The sequence below is a fragment of the Rhodanobacter sp. UC4438_H5 genome (genome assembly GCF_052978405.1).
In genome coordinates, this window is record NZ_CM129672.1 from 1,287,866 (window position 1) to 1,310,986 (window position 23,121).

The 23,121-nt window shown below is 67.8% G+C and carries 20 protein-coding genes; 2 read left to right on the forward strand and 18 right to left on the reverse strand.

All coding sequences use genetic code 11. The annotated features are described in order from the left end of the window. Positions 1–112 precede the first annotated feature (112 nt). The 3 genes from rlmD to ACVCL9_RS05985 form a co-directional block, all read right to left on the reverse strand. On the reverse strand, positions 113–1,450 hold the full coding sequence (gene rlmD, locus ACVCL9_RS05975; RefSeq protein ID WP_395118811.1) for a 23S rRNA (uracil(1939)-C(5))-methyltransferase RlmD: 1,338 nt from the start codon (positions 1,448–1,450) through the stop codon (positions 113–115). A 111-nt stretch (positions 1,451–1,561) separates the two neighbouring features. Beyond that, on the reverse strand, positions 1,562–2,170 hold the full coding sequence (locus ACVCL9_RS05980) for a YdbL family protein (RefSeq protein WP_395118813.1): 609 nt from the start codon (positions 2,168–2,170) through the stop codon (positions 1,562–1,564). Positions 2,171–2,267: 97 nt separating this feature from the next. Then, positions 2,268–4,301 carry a hypothetical protein gene (locus ACVCL9_RS05985; RefSeq protein WP_447098758.1) on the reverse strand — a complete coding sequence of 678 codons (2,034 nt, stop codon included), beginning with the start codon at positions 4,299–4,301 and terminating at the stop codon, positions 2,268–2,270. Between the two features lie 45 nt (positions 4,302–4,346). Here ACVCL9_RS05985 and ACVCL9_RS05990 point away from each other — a divergent pair, with 45 nt between their 5' ends. Continuing rightward, positions 4,347–5,078, forward strand: coding sequence for a response regulator (locus ACVCL9_RS05990; RefSeq protein WP_447098757.1), 732 nt, complete (start codon positions 4,347–4,349; stop codon positions 5,076–5,078). 170 nt (positions 5,079–5,248) lie between these two features. Here the strand turns inward: ACVCL9_RS05990 and recO are convergent, their stop codons facing one another. The 11 genes from recO to ACVCL9_RS06045 form a co-directional block, all read right to left on the reverse strand. Then, a complete protein-coding gene (recO, locus tag ACVCL9_RS05995; RefSeq protein WP_395118819.1) occupies positions 5,249–5,998 on the reverse strand; it encodes a DNA repair protein RecO in 750 nt (249 codons plus the stop codon). Positions 5,999–6,174: 176 nt separating this feature from the next. Beyond that, on the reverse strand, positions 6,175–7,107 hold the full coding sequence (gene era, locus ACVCL9_RS06000) for a GTPase Era (RefSeq protein WP_395118821.1): 933 nt from the start codon (positions 7,105–7,107) through the stop codon (positions 6,175–6,177). Between the two features lie 78 nt (positions 7,108–7,185). Beyond that, the gene (gene rnc, locus ACVCL9_RS06005) at positions 7,186–7,845 is read right to left on the reverse strand and encodes a ribonuclease III (protein ID WP_447098756.1); all 660 of its coding nucleotides are present in this window, start codon (positions 7,843–7,845) and stop codon (positions 7,186–7,188) included. Between the two features lie 3 nt (positions 7,846–7,848). Further along, a complete protein-coding gene (locus ACVCL9_RS06010; RefSeq protein ID WP_395118825.1) occupies positions 7,849–8,232 on the reverse strand; it encodes a DUF4845 domain-containing protein in 384 nt (127 codons plus the stop codon). Positions 8,233–8,420: 188 nt separating this feature from the next. Continuing rightward, positions 8,421–9,311, reverse strand: a complete 891-nt coding sequence (gene lepB, locus ACVCL9_RS06015; RefSeq protein ID WP_395118827.1) for a signal peptidase I — start codon at positions 9,309–9,311, stop codon at positions 8,421–8,423. A 101-nt stretch (positions 9,312–9,412) separates the two neighbouring features. Continuing rightward, positions 9,413–11,206 carry a translation elongation factor 4 gene (lepA, locus tag ACVCL9_RS06020; RefSeq protein ID WP_395118829.1) on the reverse strand — a complete coding sequence of 598 codons (1,794 nt, stop codon included), beginning with the start codon at positions 11,204–11,206 and terminating at the stop codon, positions 9,413–9,415. Positions 11,207–11,382: 176 nt separating this feature from the next. Then, positions 11,383–12,852, reverse strand: a complete 1,470-nt coding sequence (locus ACVCL9_RS06025; RefSeq protein ID WP_447098755.1) for a Do family serine endopeptidase — start codon at positions 12,850–12,852, stop codon at positions 11,383–11,385. Between the two features lie 167 nt (positions 12,853–13,019). Then, positions 13,020–13,679: a sigma-E factor negative regulatory protein gene (locus tag ACVCL9_RS06030; RefSeq protein WP_395118833.1), complete on the reverse strand. Its 660-nt coding sequence runs from the start codon at positions 13,677–13,679 to the stop codon at positions 13,020–13,022. Then, positions 13,676–14,269, reverse strand: coding sequence for an RNA polymerase sigma factor RpoE (gene rpoE / locus ACVCL9_RS06035; RefSeq protein WP_395121396.1), 594 nt, complete (start codon positions 14,267–14,269; stop codon positions 13,676–13,678). Before rpoE ends, ACVCL9_RS06030 begins: the two co-directional genes overlap by 4 nt. A 145-nt stretch (positions 14,270–14,414) precedes the next feature. After that, positions 14,415–16,970 (reverse strand): putative bifunctional diguanylate cyclase/phosphodiesterase, encoded by a 2,556-nt coding sequence (locus ACVCL9_RS06040; protein WP_447098754.1) that lies wholly within the window; start codon positions 16,968–16,970, stop codon positions 14,415–14,417. 10 nt (positions 16,971–16,980) lie between these two features. After that, positions 16,981–17,475, reverse strand: a complete 495-nt coding sequence (locus ACVCL9_RS06045; RefSeq protein WP_395118837.1) for a hypothetical protein — start codon at positions 17,473–17,475, stop codon at positions 16,981–16,983. Between the two features lie 285 nt (positions 17,476–17,760). On the opposite strand from ACVCL9_RS06045, the gene ACVCL9_RS06050 reads away from it, so the two are divergent. Beyond that, positions 17,761–19,818 (forward strand): 3-hydroxyacyl-CoA dehydrogenase NAD-binding domain-containing protein, encoded by a 2,058-nt coding sequence (locus tag ACVCL9_RS06050; protein ID WP_447098753.1) that lies wholly within the window; start codon positions 17,761–17,763, stop codon positions 19,816–19,818. A gap of 66 nt (positions 19,819–19,884) precedes the next feature. On the opposite strand, the gene ACVCL9_RS06055 is transcribed toward ACVCL9_RS06050, so the two are convergent. The 4 genes from ACVCL9_RS06055 to ACVCL9_RS06070 all read right to left on the reverse strand — a co-directional run bounded on the left by ACVCL9_RS06055 (position 19,885) and on the right by ACVCL9_RS06070 (position 22,947). Next, complete coding sequence (locus ACVCL9_RS06055; protein WP_447098752.1) at positions 19,885–20,454, reverse strand: DUF2058 domain-containing protein; 570 nt, start codon at positions 20,452–20,454, stop codon at positions 19,885–19,887. A gap of 38 nt (positions 20,455–20,492) precedes the next feature. After that, entirely contained in the window at positions 20,493–20,717 is a 225-nt protein-coding gene (locus tag ACVCL9_RS06060) for a SlyX family protein (RefSeq protein ID WP_395118843.1), read from the reverse strand. Then, positions 20,717–22,057: a UDP-glucose dehydrogenase family protein gene (locus ACVCL9_RS06065; RefSeq protein ID WP_447099452.1), complete on the reverse strand. Its 1,341-nt coding sequence runs from the start codon at positions 22,055–22,057 to the stop codon at positions 20,717–20,719. The genes ACVCL9_RS06060 and ACVCL9_RS06065 overlap by 1 nt, the downstream gene beginning before the upstream one ends. Before the next feature lie 131 nt (positions 22,058–22,188). Continuing rightward, complete coding sequence (locus ACVCL9_RS06070) at positions 22,189–22,947, reverse strand: FKBP-type peptidyl-prolyl cis-trans isomerase (RefSeq protein ID WP_395118845.1); 759 nt, start codon at positions 22,945–22,947, stop codon at positions 22,189–22,191. Positions 22,948–23,121 lie beyond the last annotated feature (174 nt).

The window sequence follows — 23,121 nt, forward strand, 5'->3', positions numbered from 1 at the left end:
AAGTCAGGAGTGAACGGAGAGAAGTGAGAAGTGAGAGAGAGCAAGAACAAGAGCGTCAAGCATGCACTGGATTTCTCTCACTTCTCACTCCTCTTCATTCACTCCTCGCTCCTCAGCGCTCGAACAGCGCAATCGATTCGACATGGGAGGTATGCGGGAACATGTCCATCACGCCGGCCGAGGCCAGCCTGAAGCCGTGCCGGTTGACCAGGATGCCGGCGTCGCGCGCCAGCGAGGCGGGATGGCAGGAGACGTAGACGATGCGTCTGGTCGCCTTGTGCGGCAGGTAGTCGAGCACCTTGTCGGCGCCGGCACGCGGCGGGTCGAGCAGCAGCTTGTCCCACGGCTGGCGCGCCCACTCGGTGGCGCGCTGGTCCTCGAACAGGTTGGCGACGTGGAAGCGCGCGTTGGCGATGCCGTTGCGCGCGGCATTCTGCGCGGCGCGCTCGACCAGGCCGTGCTCGCCTTCCACGCCGACGACCTCGGCCACCCGCCGCGCGATCGGCAGGGTGAAGTTGCCGAGGCCGCAGAACAGGTCGAGCACGCGATCGGCCGGCTGCGGATCGAGCAGCTCCATCGCGCGCGCCATCATCAACTGATTCATGCCGGCGTTGACCTGCACGAAATCGAGCGGCTGGAACTCCAGCTCGACGTCGGCGAAGCGCGCGTCCCCACTGGCGATCGTGAAGGCCAGCCGCGGGTTTTCCGGCCACAACGGATGCACGCTGCTGATGCCGCCCGGCTGCAGGTAGATCGCGAAACCGTGCTGCCGGCCGAACGCGACCAGCGCGGCCTGGTCGTGTTCGCTGAGCGGCTGCATGTGGCGGAACACCAGCGCCATCAGCTCGTCGCCGGCGGCGAATTCGATCTGCGGGATGTCCTCGGCCGCATCCATGGTGCCCAGCAGCTCGGCCAGCAACCCGACCTTGGGGCCGAGCGCCGGATGCATCACTTCGCATTGCCGGATCTCTGTGACGAAACGCGGGTTCTGCTCCTCGCGGAAGCCGACCAGCACGCGGCCCTTCTTCGCCACGTTGCGTACCGACAGCCGACCCTTGCGCCGATAGCCCCATGGTTCGGCGGTGAGCGGCGGCAACCAGGCTTGTGGCGTGACCTTGCCGATGCGCTCGAAGTTTTCGGCCAGCACGCGTTGCTTGGCGGCGATCTGCGAGGGCGCATCGAGATGCTGCAGCGAGCAGCCGCTGCACTGCGCGAAATGGCGGCATTTCGGTTCGACCCGATGCGGCGAGGCGGTGATCACCTCGACCGTTTCCGCCTCGTCGAAATGCCGGTGCCGCTTGCGCAGCTTCGCCATCACCCGCTCGCCGAGCAAGGCCCCGCTGACGAACACCGTCTTGCCGTCGATCCGCGCCACGCCGCGGCCATCGTGGCCGAGGTCGGTGATGTGTGCTTCAAAGGGTGTGGGCGAGACCGAGTTGGAACGTGACATGGGGCGCAGACAGAAGGGCTGGCCGCCAATTATCACAGATCGGGCCGGACCGCGCCCCCGTAGGGCGGGCACTGCCCGCCCTACGCGGTAGGGATCACTTTGCGGCGGAAGCTATTTCTTCTGCCAGGCGCCGGCGGCGTTCTGGTAGTACCAGCCGGCGTGCGCCTTCTCGATCCATGTCTTGGCGAAGGCGGTGCGGATCTGCGCCTCCCATTCCGGGTGGTTGTTGGCGACGGCGATCTCGCGGTACAGCGCGGCGCGGTCGCGGTTCTCCTCGGCCACGGCGGCATTGGCCTGGGCGCGCTGGCTCAGCGGCACCTTCGCCGCGTCGCGCATGGCCACCATGCCGTCGTGGGTGAAGCCGACCGCGCCGCTGTCCAGCAGCTGGCCGAGGATGCCGCCGATGCGCTGGTTCATGCGCGCATGAATGGCGTCGGTGGCGCTGGTGTGGACGCGGAAATCCGGCGTCTCGGCCGCCTGCGCGGCGGGGATCAGCAGGTCGAGCAGCATGGCCGAGGGGTGCCCGGCGTCGCTCTTCGGCGCCGGCGGCGGCTCCTTCGCGGCCGGCTTGCCGGCGGCGTCGGCCTTGTCCAGCACGCTGCCGATGAACTGGTCGGCGGCCTTCTGCGCCGCGGCTTCGGGGAAGTACACGTTGATCGTGACACAGCCGACCAGCGCCACGGCCATGGTGGTCAGGATGACGTAGACGAGCTTGCGCATGACGTGACTCCGGTGCTGAAAAGTAAGTATGTGCAGAAAACCCGTTCTCGTGACTTTCGATCGCCAGTCCGGGTTTGGAGGTCGAATCGGCAACCGCTCAGTGAATCTCGGGCCCGCTGCCGCTGATGGCGTCCTGCAGCCGCTTGACCAGGGTGGGCCAGTCGACCTCGGTCTGGTGGCCGATCACCTGCAGGCGCGGCAGGCCGCTGCCTTCGACGATAGTGTAGCCACCGTCGGTCGGTTCCAGACCGCTCATCTTGCACACGGTGCCCTGCAAGGTGCAATTGAGGCCGATGCGCTGGTAGCCGAACGTCTTGAACAGTTTCAGCATCGCGCCCTGCAGGCCGGCAGCCACGCCGCCGCCACCGACCGAGGTGAGGTTGTTCACCGCGCGCTGGCTGATCCGTCCGCCGTCGCCGGCGAGCAGGCTGGCCTTGAACGCCACCGGGCTCCAGTCGACCAGGCGCAGGCCCTGGATGCTGCCGTCCAGCCGCCCGGTGATGCTGCCGAAGTCGAACACGCTGGTGATCGCACCGAGATCGAGCTGCTTCAGGTCGATATCCGCGCTGAGCACCGGACTGGTCCCGAACGGTTGCTGCAGGGACAGCCGGGTGATGTCGACGAAGCCGTCGAACACGTGCGCGCTGAGCCCGCCGCCGAGTTCCAGCCGGTCGTCGACCCAGCGCAGCGAGGGCACCGCGCCGGCCAGCGTGCCGGGGAACGCGGGCCAGCCCATCGCCTGGCTGAACGCCTTCATGTCCACGCCGGTCAGCACCAGCGAGGTCGCCAGCCGCTGGCCGGCAGCCGCGGCGGGGGACCAATCGAACTGGCCGATCTGCAGCTGGCCACCCAGCACCGGCATCGTCAGCGGCTGCTGCAGGCTCAGCATGCCGTCATGGCTGCGCCAGGTCGATTGGGCCGCGCCGTTCTCGATCCGGTAGAAACCCAGCCCGCGCCAGCCCAGCGTGGTGACGGGCCGGTCGCCCTTGGCCGACCAGTCCAGCGCGCCGTGCAGGCCGTCGATCGCCAGGCGCCCGGCAGCGTCGGTCAGGTCGAACCCATCGGTCTTGAACGCGAAGCTGCGCAGGGAATCCTCACGCCAGTCGACACTGGCGTCGATGTCGCCGGCCACCGTGAGGTCCTGCAGGCCCATCGTGTCGAGCCAGGAGCGCCCGTAACGTTCGTACGCCGCCGGGAAGCTGGCGTGCAGGCGGTCCAGCCGCAAGGCGCTCGGCGCGCCTTTGGCATCGAACGCCAGCGCGCCGGAGAGCTGCAGCGCATCGGCATCGGTGAAACGCAGGCGGCTCAGCTCCACCGCCCCGTCCGCAGCGTTGGCATGCAGATTCAACTGCACGGGATGATCGGGCAGCTTGGCGTAGAGCGGACCCAGCAGCAGCTCGCCCCCGCGCAGGCCTGCATCGAGGTCGATCTGTGCCGGGCCATCGCCGTAGTCGAAGTTGAAGCGGCCATTGCCGCTGACGCCCCGCCCGGCAAGCGTGCCGCTGGGCGTGTCGAAACCCACCTCGTGCAGACTGAACTGGCCGGAGGAACGCAGGCCCGGGTCACGCAGGTCCAGTGCCAGCTCGGCATCCACCCGGCCGGCGGTGGTGCGGCCGGACCAGACGGTGCCGAGCAGGCCTTGCAGCCAGCCTGCCGGCAGGTTTGTCACACGGATCTGCGCATGCGTGGGCTGATCCAGCGGCAAGGCGCCGCTGAGCGTGGCCTGGCCCTGCAACACGTCGATCTGCAAGGTGTTGGCCGCCGGGCTCACCTGCACCTGCACCTGCGCATCGGCGAGCGCGCCGCCGGGCGCGCGGGCCAGCTTGAGGTTGCCGTCCAGCACCCAGCCCATGTGCTCGTTGCGGCGCAGGCTGCCGGCAAGATCCAGCGGCAGGCGGCGCCAGCCCATGGCCGGCAGGTCGGCCTTGTCCGCATGCAGCGACACGGTGAGCGCGCCGGCGCCGTCCTCGCCCAGGCGCAGCGTCACCGCCTGCAGTTGAAGTCCCGGCATGCTGATCGACCTGGCCGACAGCAGCACGTCGGCCCGCGCCGGCGCGAACCAGAGCAGACCCAGCAGGAGGCCGCAACACAGCGCGAAGCGGCTCGAAATGTGGCTTGAAGTCGGGCGCATCTCGGGCCATTCTGCCAAATCCAGATGAACGACAAGGATTTCGTCTTGAGCGAGCGCCCGGAATCTTGCAGTTCGTCCCTCCGCCAGGCACCCCGCCCCTACGTTCTGGTCGCCGATGACGACCCCGGCAGTTGCCGCTTCCTCAGCGACGGGCTGCGCTCACTGGGCGCCACGGTGGAGACCGCCGGCAGCGGCCGGGAAGCGCTGGAGCGCGCCGGTGCGGGCAAGTTCGACCTGTTGCTGCTCGACTGCCGCATGCCCGGCGGCGGCGCCCTGCACGTGCTGGAGCAACTGCGCGCCGATGTCCGCTCTGCCTCCGTCGACAGCACCGCCGTGGCCACCAGCGCGGACATCGCGCCGGCCGACCGCGACGACCTGCTGGCGGCAGGCTTCAGCGACATCCTGCTCAAACCCTGCACCCTGACCGACCTGCGCCGCGTGCTGGCGCTGATCCAGGCCGAGTCGTCGTCCGTGCTGGACGATGGCGCGGCGCTCTGCAGCAGCGGCGACGCCACCACGATGCGTGCGTTGCGCCTGTTGCTGCGCGAGGAACTCGCGCTGCTGCAAGGCGAACTGGACCAGCTCAGCGCCGACCGCGTCGCATTCGCCGAACGGCTGCACCGGCTGCGTTCCTCATGCGGATTTTGCGGTGCCACGGCGCTGGCCGAACAGGCGGTGCGACTGCAGCGGCAACTCCTGCCCGACGGCTCCGCGCCCGCCGCCTTGGCCAGCTTCCGCCGCGTGCTGGCCGCGACGCTGCAGGCGCTGGACAGCTAGGAGCGTGGGCGGTAGAAACTTTCGAGGCGAAAAAGTGGCTGCGTGAGGACAGATTTTCGACGATTCGCCGGCCCATAGTGGTTCTACGAGCAGGAAGCGGCGGAAATATGGACCGCGCAGACGCTTTTGCAGCCCGGGAGATTTCTACCGCCCACGCTCCTGGCGCGGACTCACGCCGGCGGCTTGGCGCGGTCGCTGCCCGCGGCGGGAGCGCGGCGCGAGACCGCCATCGACAGCACCCGCCACGCGCGCAACTCGCCGCCGCCGAGGTGGAAGCGGATGATTTCGCGCATCAGGTCGCGCAATGCTTTCAGGCCGTGCGGGTCGGGCATGCGGTCGTGCGCCAGTGCCAGCAGGTCGGCGCCGCGCATCGCGCGGGGCGCGTCGGCGGCGCAACGCCGCGCGCCTTCCTCGACCTGGTAGCGATACCACGCGTCCGGCTCGATCACCTCGCCGGTGTCCGCCTCGTGCAGCAACGGCAGGCCGTAACCGGTGGCCTGCAGCAGGTCGCGTTCGAAGCGGCGCAGGCTCCAGCTGATCGACTCGCCCGTGGCCAGCCGCGCCAGCGCTGCGGCATAGGCATCGAACAGCGGCCCCAGCGGGTCCTGCCGCCCGGTCAGGCGCACCACCAACTCGTTGAGATACAGCCCGGCCAGCGCCGCGTCGCCTTCCAGTCGCTGCGGCGTGCCGACCGCCTCGACGGCGGTGAGCGTGGCCATCTCGCCGCGCAGCAGCAGACCCAGCGCCAGCGGCTGGAACGGTTCGAGCTGCGCACGCCGCAACCGTGCACGCTCACCGCGCACGCCCCGCGCCACCACACCCAACCGCCCATGCTCGCGGGTCAGGCACTCCAGCAACAGCGACGTCTCGCGATACGGCCGCGCGTGCAGGACATAGGCGGGTTGCTGGTCGATGCGCATGGCTTGGGGGCTGGGAATAGGGAATGGAGAATAGGGAACAGGAGAGCAGTGGTCGCCTTGGCGATTCCCTACTTCCTGTTCCATAACTCGCAGAAAGCCAAAATGGGAAAACGGGATGGGAGAGCGGCGGATTCGGCTTTGACGATTCCCTATTCCCTATTCCCCATTCCCTGCTCTCAATCCGTATACCCGAATTTCTTCAGCATGTTTTCGTCGTCGGCCCAGCCTTCGCGGACCTTGACCCACAGGCGCAGGAACACTTTGCGCTCGAACATGCGCTCCATGTGGCGGCGGGCGCCGGAGCCGATCGCCTTGAGCTGGGCGCCGCCCTGGCCGATCACGATGGCTTTCTGGCCGGCGCGCTCGACCCAGATCACGGCGTGGATTTCGGCGACGCCGTCCGGCCGATCCTCGAACTGCTCGATCTCCACCGTGGTGGCGTACGGCAGCTCCTGGTCCAGCCGCAGCATCAACTGTTCGCGCACCATCTCGGCGGCGAGGAACCGTTCGCTGCGGTCGGTGACCTCGTCGACGCCGTAGATCGGCGCGCGTACCGGCAGGCGCTTGATGATGGCCTGCTCCAGCGCCTGCAGGCCCTGTTCCTTCAACGCGCTGACGTAATGGATCTCGTCGTACTGATGGTGCTGCGCCAGTTCGGCCACGAACGGCAGCATCACGGTCTTGTCCTTGTTCAGATCGACCTTGTTGATCACCAGCAGGCGCGGCGCGGACTGCTCGACCAGGGCGGTGTACAGCGCCTCGTCCTCGTCGGTGAAGCGACCGGCCTCGATCACCTGCACCACCAGGTCCACGTCGCCGATCGCCGAGCGGGCGGCGCGGTTGAGACTGCGGTTCATCGCCCGCTTGGCGCCCCGGTGCAGGCCCGGGGTGTCCACGTAGAGGATCTGCCCGGCCTCGTTGGTGTGGATGCCGAGAATGCGATGGCGCGTGGTCTGCGGTCGCGGGCTGATGATGGACAGGCGAAAGCCGATCAGCGCGTTGAGCAGGGTCGACTTGCCCACGTTCGGGCGTCCGGCCAGGGCCACGGTGCCGCAGCGGAAATCCTCATGCGGCAGGCTGCCGTCGGCGATGTCGAGGGGGTCGTTCATGGTGGCAGGCTCGGCGAGTCGGAGGGCAAGTGTAGTGCGTGGAAGGCGCGCGCACGGTGAACCCGCGGCGCCGGCGGCTCAGGAGTCGCGCGCCAGTTCCAGCAACTGGCCGAGCACGCTCTCGGCGGCATCCTGTTCGGCGGCGCGGCGGCTGCCGGCCGTGGCAGCGGCGACGATCTGCAGCGGTTCGCTGATGCGGCAGGTCACGTCGAAGGTCTTGGCGTGGTCCTCGCCGTGGCTGTCGACCAGCTCGTACTGCGGCAGCGGCCAGCCCCCGGATTGCAGGTGTTCCTGCAGCCGGGTCTTGGCGTCCTTGGACGAGCGTCGCAGCGCGGCGACGCGCTCGCCGAACAGGTCGCGCACCAGGCTGCGGCAGGTGTCGAAACCGGCATCCTCGTACACCGCCGCCACCAGTGCCTCGAACGCATCGGCGAGGATCGAGTCGCGACGGAAGCCGCCGCTCTTGAGCTCGCCGGGGCCGAGCTTCAGCTCGTCGCCCAACTCCAGCTCGCGCGCCACCACGGCCAGCGCGTTGCCGTTGACCAGTTGCGCACGCAGCCGCGACAGCTCGCCTTCGCTGGCCTTGGGATGCACCTCGTAAAGCAGCTCGGCGATGATCGCGCCCAGCAGCGCATCGCCGAGGAACTCCAGCCGTTCGTTGTTGGGCTTGCCGGCGCTGCGGTGGGTCAGCGCCAACTGCGCCCAGGCCGGATCACTGAATCGGTGACGGAGCTTCAACGTCTACTCGCCGACATTGCCCTGCAGCGGCACGCTCTTGTTGAAGTGCAGCAGGAAGTCGATGTTGTACATGAACGGGATCTGCTTGTCGTAGGCCACGGTCAGCACGCTGGTGCCGCCGGCGTCGCGCTTGATGGTGATGTTGGCCGGCTTGACGGTGGCATCGTCGACGTACTGGAAGCCGAGCTTGAACATCAAATCGCGGCGGATCGAGTCCAGCGACTTGCCATTGGTGCCTTCGGTGGCGATCTGGTTCATCGCCTTGGTCACGCCCATGTACTCGGAATACGACGGCGCCAGTTTCATCGCCATGTAGGCAAAGAAGCCCACTACCACGATGATGAGCAGGAAGCCGATCAGGGTGATGCCCGACTGTTTCGATTTCATAGTCCCCTCGCTATGCCGCCTGGGCGGCCGTTCGATCTGTGGATGTCCCGGTGTCGCCCGCACCCGCCGCACCGGCCCGGCCGGGGCCGATGGCGCCTGCGGATTCTCGCACTTGTTGGCCGCAGGCGGGGAGCGGGCGGCACGATCGCATCACGTTTTCGCGGTCGCGCGCCTGGCCGGAGGATGCGTCAGTGGATGACCGTGCCGATGCGCGAGAAATCCACGCCGCCGGTGCCCCAGCCCTTCCAGCTCATCCAGATCAGGAATGCCTTGCCGGCCAGGTTCTGCTCCGGCATGCAGCCCCACCAGCGGCTGTCTTCACTGTTTTCGCGGTCGTCGCCCATCACCAGATAGCAGTTGTCGGGCACCACCGCAGGCATGTTCGCGTTGGGCACCGGCGGCGTGGGCATGCGGTCGGGCATGCGCGCGATCAGGTGGGTCACCTTGCCCAGGTGCTCTTTCCAGATGGTGGCGCCGTAGGCGAGCAGTTCCTCGTCCGCCGGGCGCGCGTGGTTGCCCTTGAACGGGCCGATCTTCTCGGCCGGCACCGGCTTGCCGTTGATCACGATCTCGCTGTCGCGGATCTGGATGGTGTCGCCGGGCAGGCCGATCACGCGCTTGATCCAGTTCTGGTTCGGCACCGGAACGCTGCAGTCCGCATTGCCGCCGTGCACTACCGTGCCGTCGTCGCGATGGCAGGTGAAGCCGGGCCAGCGGAACACCACCACGTCGCCGCGCTCGGGTTCGCCCAGGTCGAGGATCTTGTTGTTGAACGCCGGCAGGCGCAGGCCATAGGCGAACTTGTTGACCAGGATGAAATCGCCCACGTCCAGCGTCGGCATCATCGAGCCGGACGGGATGCGGAACGGCTCGGCCACGAACGACCGCAGCAGCAGCACCACCAGCACCACCGGGAACAGCGAGCGCGCCCAGTCCACCGGCATCGGGTCGCGATACTCCTCGCCCGCCGCGTCCAGCCGCGCCTTGCGCTTCTTGTACAGGAACAGCCGATCCAGCCCCCACACCACGCCGAACAGCACGGTGAGGCCAAGCAGAATCGCCGCAAAATCAAATTCCATGAGGGGCTCCCTTTGGAGCCAGGAATGGGGAATCGGGAATGGGGAATAGTGAAGCCGCTCTTCCTATTCCCGATTCCCGATTCCCTATTCCCGGCCTTTGGCTATTTATCCACTTTCAACACGGCGAGGAAGGCTTCCTGGGGGATCTCGACCCGCCCGACCTGCTTCATCCGTTTTTTGCCTTCCTTCTGTTTCTCCAGCAGCTTCTTCTTGCGGCTGACGTCGCCGCCGTAGCACTTGGCCAGCACGTTCTTGCGCAATGCCTTCACCGTCGAGCGGGCGATGATCTGCGCGCCGATCGCGGCCTGGATCGCCACGTCGAATTGCTGGCGCGGAATCAGCTCCTTCATGCGCTCGACCAGTTCGCGGCCGCGGCGGTCGGCGTGGCTGCGGTGCACGATCAGGCTCAGCGCGTCGACGCGCTCGCCGTTGATCAGCACATCGGTGCGCACGAACGGACCGGCCTCGAACCGGTCGAAGTGGTAATCCATCGAGGCGTAGCCGCGCGAAACGGACTTCAGCCGGTCGAAGAAATCCATCACCACCTCGGCCAGCGGCATCTCGTAGCTGATCTGCACCTGGGTGGCCAGGTACTGGATCGAACGCTGCACGCCGCGCTTTTCCTCGCACAGCTTGATCACGCTGCCGATGTAGTCCGGCGGGGTGAGGATGTTGGCCACGATGATCGGCTCGCGGATTTCCTGGATCAGGCTGGAGTTGGTCGGCAGCTTGGCCGGGTTGTCCAGTTGCAGGATCGAGCCGTCGCTGAGCAGCACCTCGTAAACCACCGTGGGTGCGGTGGTGATCAGGTTGAGGTCGTATTCGCGCTCTAGCCGCTCCTGCACGATTTCCATGTGCAGCATGCCGAGGAAGCCGCAGCGGAAGCCGAAGCCCATCGCCTCGGAGGACTCCGGCTCGAAGAACAGCGCGGCGTCGTTCAAGCGCAGCTTGTCCAGCGCCTCGCGCATCGCCGGGAAGTCGTCCGACGACACCGGGAACAGGCCGGCGAACACGCGCGGCTGCATGGTCTGGAAGCCCGGCAGCGGCGCCGCGGCCGGCTTGCCGGCGTGGGTCAGCGTGTCGCCCACCGGCGCGCCGTGCACGTCCTTGATCGAGGCGTTGATCCAGCCCACTTCGCCCGCCGACAGCTTGTCCAGCTTCTTGCGCTTGGGCGTGAACACGCCGACGTCGTCGACCTCGTGGCTGCGCCCGGTGGACATCACCAGCAACTTGTCGCCGGGCTTGATCTCGCCCTGCATGACGCGCACCAGCGAGATCACGCCGAGGTAGTTGTCGAACCACGAGTCGATGATCAGCGCCTGCAGGCGATCGGTGTCGCGCGGCTTGGGCGGCGGGATGCGCGCCACGATTGCCTCCAGCACCTCGACCACGTTGAGCCCGGTCTTGGCGCTGATCGCCACCGCGTCGGTGGCGTCGATGCCGATCACCGCCTCGATCTCGCCCTTGACCTTCTCGACGTCGGCGGTGGGCAGGTCGATCTTGTTGAGCACCGGCACCACTTCCAGGCCCATCTCCACCGCGGTGTAGCAGTTGGCCACGGATTGGGCCTCGACGCCCTGTGCCGCGTCGACCACCAGCAGCGCACCCTCGCACGCGGCCAGCGAACGGCTCACCTCGTAGGAGAAATCCACGTGGCCGGGGGTGTCGATGAAGTTGAGCTGGTAGGTCTTGCCGTCGCGCGCGGTGTAGGGCAGCGACACCGACTGTGCCTTGATGGTGATGCCGCGCTCGCGCTCGATCGGATTGTTGTCCAGCACCTGTGCTTCCATCTCGCGGTCAGCCAGACCGCCGCAGATCTGGATGATGCGGTCGGCCAGCGTGGACTTGCCGTGATCGATGTGGGCAATGATGGAGAAGTTGCGGATCAATTCCATGGAGCGCGAGCGGCCTTTCGGTCGTGGGGTCCGCCGCCACGCACCATGCATGACGACGCGCCGCCCCGAGGCGACGCCAACCCCGCATTATCGCATGGAACACCCGTCCGGCAGGCATCCGCGAGGGGATCGGTGCCGCCCCGCGACGGGCGGCACCCTTGCCGGGCGAGGTCCGGCTACTTCCCGTCCGGCACGGTCAGGCCGATGAACTGGCTCTGGTCGCCGCGGCGCACCAGCAGCAGGACCGTGCTGCCCGCCTTGACGTCCTTCGTGGCCGCCTCGAACTCCGCCACGCTGCCGATCTTGCGCTGGTTGACCATCAGGATCACGTCGCCGGCGCGCAGCCCCGACTGCGCCGCCACCGGACCGGTGATGGCGTCGATCACCACGCCCTGCCCGTCCTTCAGCCCGAGTTGCTTGCGGGTATCGTTGTCGAGCGACTGCACGCTCAACCCCAGCGCGGCCGAACCGCTGCGCGCGGAGGGCGAGCCGGCGCTGCGGTTGTCCACGGCATTGCCGTCGCGCTTGGCCTCACCGATGGTCACCTGCACGGTCTGCTTCTTGCCGTTGCGCAGGATCTCCACCGGCACCTTGCTGCCCGGCTTGGTCATGCCCACCAGCGGCGGCAGGTCGGCGGCCTGCTGCAGGTCGTGGTTGTCGTAGGCCAGGATGATGTCGCCGGCCTGGAGGCCGGCCTTGCCGGCACCGCTGTCCGGGTCCACGTCGACCACGGCCGCGCCGACGCCGTTGTCGAGCTTGAACGCCTTGACGATGTCGTCGCTGACCGGCTGGATCGTCACGCCGAGTTGCCCGCGCGACACGTAACCCTTGGTCTTCAGTTGCTGCACCGCGTTCATTGCCACGTCGATCGGGATCGAGAACGACACGCCGAGATAGTCGCCGGTGTTGGAATAGATCTGCGAATTGATGCCGACCACCTGGCCCTGCAGGTTGAACAGCGGGCCGCCGGAGTTGCCGCGGTTGATCGGCACGTCGGTCTGGATGAAGGAGGTATATGGCTGGTCGCGCTGGCCCAGGTTGCGGCCCACCGCGCTGACGATGCCCTGGGTCACGGTGTAGTCGAAGCCGAACGGCGAGCCGATCGCGAGCACCCACTGGCCCGGTTTCAGGCTGCGCGAATTGCCGATGGTCACCGTCGGCAGCGCACCGCCGGCATCGACCTTGAGCAGGGCGATGTCATAGGTCGGGTCGGTGCCGACCACCTTGGCGGTCAGCGTGCGGCGATCCTGCAGGCGCACGGTGACTTTGTCCGCATGGTCGACCACGTGGTTGTTGGTGAGGATGTAACCGTCGCTGGAGATGATGAAACCCGAACCCAGCGAGGTATGCCGCTGCTCCTCGGGCGAGGGCATCATCGGCATGCCGAAGAAGCGCCGCAGGATCTCGGCGCCCGGGTCGTTGGGCATGCCCTGCCCCGGTCCCATCTGGCCCTGCACGCGCATCGAGCGATTCGGTTCGCCGGTGTACCGGGCCTCCACGTGCACTACCGCAGGGGCGTTCTGCTGCACGATGCCGGTGAAATCCGGCAGCGCCGCGGCGGCCGCCGGCTGGGCCTGCACGCCGCCGACCCCGGCCAGGCCCAGCAGGGCGCAACAGGCCAGCGTACGCAAGATGGAATGACTCATGACTCCTCCTTGGGTTTGAACTGCAGCCGGCGCGAACCGGCGATCAATGACGACGCGGCAAGCGGGCCGCGGCACAGTCGAGCGGCCGCACAACACCTTCGGCGCAGGCGCCGAGGGGACATCCGCATCAACAGGATTTGCCGCGAACCATCACTCGCCCGACAATCTCAGCGCCGGCCGGCAGCGGCCTGGTGCGAGGCATCCGGTGCCGGGTCGAGCAGCAGCAGATAGCTGCCGTCGTTGTTGTCCAGGGTGCGATAACGATGCATCGCCGGGTAGGTCGACATCCGCCGCGCATCACGCGACTGGCCGTCGTCCAGCGGCGCGCCCAAGGTAGCCGAAGCCTGCTGGCTGAGCAGGCCGGCTGCGTTGCCGCTGAGCCATGGCGGCACCGAAGGCGGTGCTGCCGGCGTGCTCGCCGGCGTCGACAAGGTCACCTGGCTGGTCCCCGCCACCACGGCGGAGTCCACGCGGCCGGCATCGCCCGCCGGCTGGCTGATCATCAACGCCGCGGCGGCCACGCTGGCGGCGATCACGCCACCGCCGGACCAGCGCAACCAGGCGTGCCGTCGCGACGGCGCCGCGGCGGCCACCGTCTCCTGCTCGATCGCCAGCATCACCCGCGCGGCGAAGCCGCCGGAGGCGCGCAGGGTGATCTCGCGGCGCAGGCCGTCGCGGGCAAAGTGGTAGCCCGACCATGCCTGGCGCAAGGCTTCATCGTGATCGAGTCGGCGCAACAGGAAACGCAACTGCTCGACAGGCAATTCGCCGTCCATGCTGGCCGAGAGATTCTCGAGGGCGTCCTGGTGGGTCTGTGCCTGGTTCATGTCGGATCCTCGCGGCCAGACAGCAGCGGCCGCAGCTTTTCGTCGATCGCCTCACGCGCCCGGAAGATGCGCGAACGCACCGTACCGATCGGACAGCCCATCGCTTCGGCGATTTCATCGTAACTGAGGCCATCCACTTCACGCAGGGTGATGGCGGTCCGCAGTTCCTCGGGCAGGGCTTGGACAGTGGAAAACACCGATTGTTCAATTTCCTGGCGCATCAATTCGTGCTCGGGGGTGGCGCTGTCGTGCATGCGCTCGGCCCCGGCCATGAACTCGGCTTCGTCCGCGTCGACGTCGCCGGAGGGCGGCCGTCGCCCCATCGCCACCAGGTGGTTCTTGGCGGTGTTGACCGCGATCTTGTACAGCCAGGTGTAGAACGCGCTGTCGCCACGGAACGAGCCGATCGCGCGCCAGGCGCGGATGAAGGATTCCTGCGCGATGTCCTCGCACTCGGCATGGCTGCGCACGTAACGCGAAATCAGCCCGATCAGCTTGTGCTGGTACTTGCGCACCAGCAGGTCGAAGGCGCGCTTGTCCCCCTGCTGGACCCGCTCGACCAGCGCGCGGTCCAGTTCGTTTTCGCCCATGCGGGCCGTGTCCATCGTCAATGCCGTCATCCGCTGAGGGTGCCTGGGGTGAGCTGAACCCGGCGCTCAGACCACGAGCGGCCCACCGAGTTCAGTTTAGCCAATCGTCGCGCCAGCTCCCGTTATGGGGCCGCCTGCGGACCGCTCAAGCCGGTTCGGCCTGCCGCACGCCCAGCAGGCGCTGGCGCTCGGCCAGCATCTTCTCGAAGCTGATCGGCTGCAACGGCCGGCAGAACAGGTAACCCTGCAGCTCGTCGCAATGGTGGTCGCGCAGGAATTGCAGGTGCTGCTCGGTCTCCACGCCCTCGGCCACCACCGCACGGTTCAGCCGGTGGGCCATCTCGATGGTGGCCCGCACGATCGCCTCGTCGTCCGGGTCCACGCCGATATTGCGCACGAAGCTCTGGTCCACCTTGATGCGGTCGGCGGGCAGCCGGCGCAGGTAGTCCAGCGAGGCGGCGCCGGTGCCGAAATCGTCGATCGCGATGTGACAGCCGAGCCGGTGCAGCGCATTGAGGTTCTCCACCAGGTTCGGCGCCGCCTTGATGCTGATGCTCTCGGTGATCTCCATTTCCAGCAGGGTGGGATCGAGCCCGGTCTCGCGCAGCGCGCGCGCCACCATCTCCAGCAACTGCGGCTCCATCAACTGCACGGCCGACAGGTTGACGCCCAGGCGCAGGCGCAAGCCGTAGCGCTGCTCCCACTCGCGCGCCTGGCGGCAAGCGGTGTGCATCACCCATTCGCCGATCGACACGATCAGCCCGGTCTCCTCGGCCAGCGGAATGAACACGGCGGGGCTGATCATGCCCAGCTCGGGGTGCTCCCAGCGCACCAGCGCCTCCATGCCCACGATGTCCTCGGTCTCGGCATTGACCTGGGGCTGATAGACCACGCGCAACTCGCCGTTGCCTTCGGCGTGGCGCAGGCGCGTCTTCAGCGCCATGCCGTGCTGGCGCGCGTACTCCGGACTGACCTCGTAGATCTGGAAGTTGTTGCGGCCTTTGTGCTTGGCCGAATACATCGCCTCGTCCGCATGCTTGAGCAGGGTATCCGCGTCGTTGGCGTCGTCGGGAAAAAAGCTCACGCCCATCGACACGGTGACCTGCAGCTCCACGCCGTCTTCCAGGAAGATCGGCGACTCCATCATCTGCACGATCTTCTCGGCCACGCGCAGCACGTCGTCGTTCTTGACGATGTGGCGCAGCACGATGGTGAACTCGTCGCCGGCATAACGCGCCACGGTGTCGGAGGCGCGGATGCTGCCGCGCAACCGCTGGGTGACAGTGCGCAACACCCGGTCGCCGGTGGCGTGGCCGTAGGTATCGTTGATGGCCTTGAACCGGTCCAGGTCGACGAACAGCAGGGCAAAGCACTCGCCGTTGCGGATCGCCTCGCGCAGGATCGCCTCCAGCCGGTCGTTGAACAGCAACCGGTTGGGCAACCCGGTCAAGGCATCGACCAAGCCCTCGGCGCGACCCTGTTCGCGGGTGCGCTGCAGCTCCAGCGTGCGGGCGAAACGCGCCGCCGCGCAACGCAGCACCGGCTCGACCACCGCCATCTCGGCGAAACCGCGGCGGCTGCCGGCGAGCACGGCGCCGAGCACGCTGTGCCGCTCGTCGTACATCGGCAAGCCGACGAAGCCGGCCAGATCCAGCTGCTGCAGCAGCGGGTCGACCGCCGCCAGCTTGCCGGCATCGCTCTGGTACCGCATCGCCTGCCCGCCCAGCACCAGTTGCAGCGAACTCTGCAGGTAGCCCGGCGGCCACTGCGCGTGTTCCTCGCGGCTCAGTTGCAGGACCTGGGCGGGGGCGTCGGCCGTTTCCGGACGGACCGACCACACGGCCAGATAGTCCAGCGCCAGCTCGTCGAACAGCAGTTGCGCGCAGGCGGACTGCGCGTCGACGCCGCTGCTTGAGGCGAACAGGCGCGACAACAGCGACAACGCCGCCTCCGGCCGCAGGTCGGCGCGATCGCTGCGAAACTGCAGCGCCAGAGCCGCGCTGCCGCCCTGCTCGACCCGCCGCACGTTCACCTGACCGGTGTCGTAACCCAGCGACGACTTGCGCCGGGCCGGATGCCAGCGGCGATCCGCGTCGTTGAAAATGGTGACCGACGTGTCGCCCTCGAGCTGTACCGCCTCGGCCAGCGCCAGCCCGGCCCACTCGCTGGCAGGCAGGCGACTGTGCCGGATCACGCCGGGACTGACTTCGAGCAGGCACTGGCTCTGCAGGTCGACCATCAACCATTCGCTGCCGCTTTCCTCGAAGGCCCATCGCCAATCGCCGGCCGCACCCCAAACCGTCGGGACCGGGCCACCGGCTGCGCTGACCGGCAGGCGCTGCCAGCGCGCGACCAGTTCGGTGGCAATCTGTCCGGCGCAAAGCCAGTCGGCGATCCCCGGCGGCAGGTCGGCCGGGCTGCACGGCGCGCCATCGGCCAGCACCACGATCAGCGGCGCATCGGCGGCGCCCGGCAGCCGGCGCAATTGCTCGCAAGCGGCGCAGGCCTGGGTTTCGTCGCCATCCAGCACCAGCACCATCAACTGCAGCGGTTCCTGCGCGGCATTGCCCTCCAGCAGGATCGCCGCGTGGGAAATGTCGCGCGCCGAATGCAGCCGCGCGTAGCCGGCACGATCGAGCGCGTCGAACAGCGCCCGGCGCAGGTCGCGCTGGGCGGCTACCAGCAGGATGCCCGCATTCATGTGCGCGGCCTCATGTCAGCCAGCGACCATCGCGCAGGCGCAGCTGGCGCGGCTTGCCGTCTTCGGTACTGACCTGGGCGGCGAGGTCGCCCAGGTGGGCCACCAGCGCCTGCGGCGCATCGACCAGCACCACGCGGCGCAGGTGGCCCTTGGGCGCCCGCGCCAACTGGCGCAGCATCGCTGCATCCACCGCCGACAGGGGCAGCTCCACCCCGCGCAGGAAATAGACGCCGAAATGCATGCTCTGCTGCATGTAACGCAACGCATTGCCGAGCCGCTCGCAGTCCGGCACCCGGGCATGGGCCTCGCGCAGGCTGCCCAGCCCGGTGTCCGGCTGCCACAGGTATACCGCTTGGCCGCTGTGCCTGGCCAGCACGCGCACCTGTTCGATCAGCGCTTCGGCGTCCTTGCTTTGCAACACGACCAGGCCACTGGGCGCGGTCAGGATGCGTTCGAATATCTCGGCGCCAGCCTGGGGTACGGCGGAGGCCATGGCGATGGTCATCTGGTTTCGTCCTGCGGCAGGTGCTGAATCCGGACCCGCGGCGAGCGCGGATGCCTTCGAATGGCCGGGAACCGATCGACCCTCGTCGACCCGGTTCAGTTAGCCAATCGCACCTGCGGGAATCGCTCGGGAGCACCCGCGCGTGCGACTGGTTTCGGCGGATACCGTCCGCAACGGTCCGATTTCACACCGCTGTCACCAGCGGGTCAAGCGCACGCGTCACATCTCGCAATCGCGACCACGGAACGGTATGGTTCAGGCCTCCTCCACCATGTGCCGACCCCCATGTTCGAAGGATTGCGATTCAACCACTGGCGGACCCACGAGGACGATGGCCTAGTGACGCTGACGCTCGACCGCGCCGGCAGCAGCGTCAATGCGATCAATCGTGCCGTGCTGGACGAGCTGGATCAGATCGTCGAGCGGCTGGCGATCGACATGCCCGCCGGCGTCATCATCCATTCGGGCAAGTCCGCGGGCTTTGCGGTGGGCGCGGACATCCGCGAGTTCGTGGAATACGCGCGCCAGGACACCGTGCGCGAGAACATCGAGCACGGCCAGCGCGTGTACGAAGCACTGGCCCGGCTCGCCTGCCCCACCGTGGCCGCGGTGCACGGTCCCTGCATGGGCGGCGGCACCGAATTGATCCTGGCGTGCCGTCTGCGCGTGGCGGCCGACGAGGACAGTACCCGCATCGCCCTGCCCGAGGTGATGCTCGGCATCCACCCCGGCTGGGGCGGCACGGCCCGCCTGCCACGCCTGATCGGTGCGGCCGAGGCGATGCCGGTGATGCTCACCGGCAAGCCGCTCTCGGCGCGGCGCGCACTCGCGCTGGGCGTGGTCGATCACCTCGCACGCCCGCAGGAGCTGCTGGCCGAGGCGCGCCTGCTGCTGCGACGCGCGCCGTCGCGACCGTTCGGGCGTCGAGCCAAGGCGTGGGCCAGCAACAGCTGGCTGGGGCGACAGATCCTGGCGCCGATCATGGTCAAGCAGACGGCGGCCAAGGTACGTCGCGAGCACTATCCGGCGCCGTTCGCCCTGATCGACGTGTGGAAGCGCGGCGGCAGCGACATCGGCCAGCGCTTGAAGATCGAAGCCGACTCGGTGGCGCGGCTGGCGCAGACACCCACCGCGCAGAACCTGATCCGCATCTTCTTCCTGCAGGAGCGGCTGAAGGGCCAGGGCGGCGGCGTCGATGCGGCCATCAACCGCGTGCACGTCGTGGGTGCCGGCGTGATGGGCGGCGATATCGCCGCCTGGGTGGCGCTGAAAGGCATGGACGTGACCCTGCAGGACCGCGAGATGAAGTACATCCAGCCGGCGCTGGATCGCGCACGCGCGCTGTACGAGAAAAAGCTCAAGACCCCGGAGAAGATCGACGCGGCAGTGCAGCGGCTGCGCGCCGACGTCGACGGCAAGGGCGTCGCCCAGGCGGATCTGGCGATCGAGGCGATCTACGAGAATGCCGAGGCGAAAGAGGCGCTGTACGCCGCCATCGAGCCACAGCTCAAGGACGGGGCAATCCTGGCCAGCAACACCTCCAGCATTCCGCTGGACGAACTGCGCGGCAAGCTCGCTCGTCCGGCAGACTTCCTCGGCCTGCATTTCTTCAACCCGGTGGCGCAGATGCCGCTGGTGGAGGTCGTGCGCCACGACCGGCTCGACCCGGCCATCGAGAAACGCGCGCTGGCGTTCTGCAAGGCGATCGGCAAGCTGCCGGTCGCGGTCAAGGGCACGCCGGGCTTCCTGGTCAACCGCATCCTGGTCCCGTACCTGCTCGAAGCCATGCGGCTGTACAGCGAGGGCGTGCCCGGCGCGGTGCTCGATCGCGAGGCGAAGAAGTTCGGCATGCCGATGGGGCCGATCGAACTGGCCGACACGATCGGTCTGGACGTCTGCGCCTCGGTGGGCAAGGAGTTGGCGCCTTTCCTTGGCCTGGAGCTGCCGCCCGGCATGGACGAACGGCTCGCCGCCGGCAAGCGCGGCAAGAAGGACGGCCAGGGACTGTACGTGTGGCAGGACGGCAAGCCGCAGAAGCCCGAAGTGGACAACGACTACGTGACACCGCCGGACCTGCAGGATCGAATGATCCTGTCGATGGTCAACGAGGCGGTGGCCTGCCTGGCCGACGGCGTGGTCGACGACGCCGATCTGCTGGATGCAGGCGTGATCTTCGGCACCGGATTCGCACCCTTCCGTGGCGGCCCGATCCAGTACGTGCGCAGCGAAGGCGCCGACACGCTGAAGGCGAAGCTGGAGCAGCTGGCCCGCCGCCATGGCGACCGCTTCAAGCCCAAGCATGGCTGGGACCATCCGGCGTTGACGCAAGCGCCGGACCGCTGAATCGCGCGGCGGGCGGTGCCCGCCGCGCTTGCTTCGTGAGGCGGCGGTGCCCGCCCTACTTCGACCTCACCACATGAGATCGTCGGGTACGCCGTCGTCATCCGTGCCGGCGGTGCCCGGCGCCACCAGCAAGGCGACGTGGTTGGCGTCCAGTTCGCGCAGTTGCTCGGCCGTGTCGCGGCTGACCAGCAGGTAGCGACCGGCATGCTGCACCACGCCCAGTTCGCCGGCGTTGAGTGCCACCAGCTGGGTTGCGTCGACATGGATGCGGCGGATCTTGCCGGCGTATTCGAAGTTGCGCACCTGGTCGGCATCGGCCTTGTTCAACGCCTGGCCATCCAGCAGTTGCTGGATGCGCAGCTTGCGCTCACGCCGCAGCCGGGCTTGCTCGGCCGCCTCGCGCTCGATCCGCTGGCGCTCGCGGGCTTCAGTCCGGGCACGCAGCGCGTATGCCTTGGCCAGGTCGATGTCCTGCTGGCTCTGTCCCGACGGCCGCGCCGCATGCGGCTTGCCGCCCTTGCGTGCGGGCTTGCCGGGCGACGCAGGCGTCGGGCGCTTCGGTTCGTGCGCGCGGTCCTGCTGCACTTGTTTGACGATGCCGCTCTTGAGCAGCTGATCGCGCAGGGAATCGGCCATGCGGGCATTCCGTGATCGGCAGGTGGGAGGGGTCCGGGTCAGTAATGCGGCGGCGGCGGTTCATCGTGCGGATCGTCACCCTGCGCGATGCGCATCGACGCCACCTCGCCGCGCAGGTCGCGCAGGGCGCGTTCCAGCGCAGCGATCCGCTGCGACTGGTCGGCGTCCGCCGTGGTCAGCGCCTGCACCGCCTCGTCGATGAAGGTCAGCTTGATCTCCATCTCGTCGAGCCGGCGGGCGAGCACGTCGTTCGAACTGTTCATCACGACAACTGCAGGCTGCGGCCACGGCCGATGCCGTAATAGGCCAGACCCGCCTCCTCCACCACGGCCGGGTCGTACAGGTTGCGGCCGTCGAAGATCGCCGGGACCGCCAGCGCGGCACGGATCGCCGCAAAATCGGGGCTGCGGAAGGCCTTCCACTCGGTGACCACCGCCAGCACGTCGGCGCCCTGCAGGGCAGCCGCGGCGTGCTCGCAAAGCACCAGATCGGCACGTTCGCCGTACAGCCGCCGGGCTTCCTCGCGCGCTTCCGGGTCGAACGCGCGCACCTTCGCGCCGGCGCCCCACAGTTGTTCCATCAGGCGTCGGCTGGAAGCCTCGCGCATGTCGTCGGTATTCGGTTTGAACGCCAAGCCCCACAGCGCGATCGTGCGGCCGCCCAGCTGGCCGTCGAAATGCCGCGAGATCAGCTCGAACAACTTGCCCTTCTGCTGCCGGTTGACCGCCTCGACCGCACCGAGCAGGCGCGCCTCGTAGCCATGCGCGTGCGCGGTGCGCTCCAGCGCCTGCACGTCCTTGGGAAAGCACGAGCCGCCGTAACCGGCGCCCGGGTAGATGAAGCTGTAGCCGATGCGCGGGTCCGAGCCGATGCCCTGGCGCACTAGTTCCACGTCGGCGCCCACCCGCTCGGCGATGTTCGCGATCTCGTTCATGAAACTGATCTTGGTCGCCAGCATCGCGTTGGCGGCGTACTTGGTCAGCTCAGCCGAGCGCTCGTCCATCACCACCATGCGGTCGTGATTCCGGTTGAACGGCGCGTACAGCTTGCGCAGCAGGGCAACCGCGCGCGTGCTGGAAGAACCCACGACGATGCGGTCGGGGCGCAGGCAGTCTTCCACCGCAGCGCCCTCCTTTAGGAACTCCGGGTTCGAGACCACGTCGAATTCCACCGTGGCCTGGCGCGCCGCCAGCTCGGCCGCGACGGCTTCGCGCACGCGATCGGCGGTACCCACCGGCACGGTCGACTTGTTCACCACCACGGCGTAACGCTGCAGGTGACGGCCGATCGTGCTGGCCACCTTCTGCACGTACTGCAGGTCGGCGCTGCCGTCTTCGTCCGGCGGCGTGCCGACGGCGATGAAGATCAATTCACCGTGGGCGATCGCCGGCGCCGCCTCGGTGGTGAAGTCGAGCCGGCCACTGGCATGGTTGCTCTGCACGATCGATTCCAGGCCCGGCTCGTAGATCGGGATCTCGCCGCGCTTCAGCCGCTCGACCTTGCCTGCGTCGATATCGACGCAGACCACGTGATTGCCCATCTCGGCCAGACAGGCACCGGTAACCAGTCCGACGTAGCCGGTACCAAAGATCGTTACCTTCATCATCGTTGAGGGTTTTCCTGGAAAGTGAACCGCCTATTCTAACCGCGCCGTCCGACAGCGACACACCGCGCAAAAAGAAGGGGCGCGAATTGCTTCGCGCCCCTTCGGCGAACCTGCCGGCGAACCGTCGGTTACTGCCCGTCGGAACCGCTGGGAGCTGCCGGCGTCGGGCCCGTCTTGACCAGGGTCACGTCGAAGATCAGCGTGGCATTGGGCGGCATCGGCGGCTGCGGCTCGGCACCATAGGCCAGCGAGGCGGGAATGAACAACTTGTAGTGTCCACCTACCTGCATCAGCTGCAGGCCTTCGCGGAAGCCCGGGATCACGTTGGCGACCGGGATCGAGGCCGGCTTCGGACCATGCTTGGCGGAGGCGTCGAACACCTGGCCGTCCAGGAACGAGCCGGTGTAGTTGATCTCCACGGTGTCGTTCGGGCCCGGGCGGGCGCCGGTGCCGGCGGTGATCACCTTGTACTGCAGGCCGGAAGCCGTGGTCTTCACGCCAGGGGCGGTCTTGTTCTTGGCGAAGAAGGCGTCGCCTTCCGCCTTGTTCTTGGCTGCCTCCTGGGCGCGCTCGGCCTCGAACTTGGCCTGCACCTTGGTCATGAAGGCCTCGTAGACCTGCTTGGCCTCGGCCTCGCTGACGGTCGACTTCTGGCCCGACAGCGCGGCCTGCACACCACGCGCCACGGCGGCGGGGTCCATCTCGTCGCGCAGGATCGGCGGCACGCTCTCGCCCATCTTGTAATAACCGAATACGTAGCTGGCCTTGGCCTTGTCGACGGGGGCGGCGGCGCCAGTCTTGGCGGCCTGGGCAAATGCGCCCGCCGTCATGCCCAGCGCAACGGCCATTGCCACTGCCGTCAGCGTGGGACGCAGAAAGTGCTTCATTTGTAACTCCCTCATGAAAATGGAAATGCCGGCATCGCCGGCCGGACCCCGCGTTGGAGGCAGGCCACGCATTGTGCGGTGCCGGCCTGTTCTTGGCAACGATCGCGCCTTGTGACCGTCAGACGGCATAAAGGTTCAGCGTTGCACGGATGCCGGCCGCCGCCTCGCACCCGC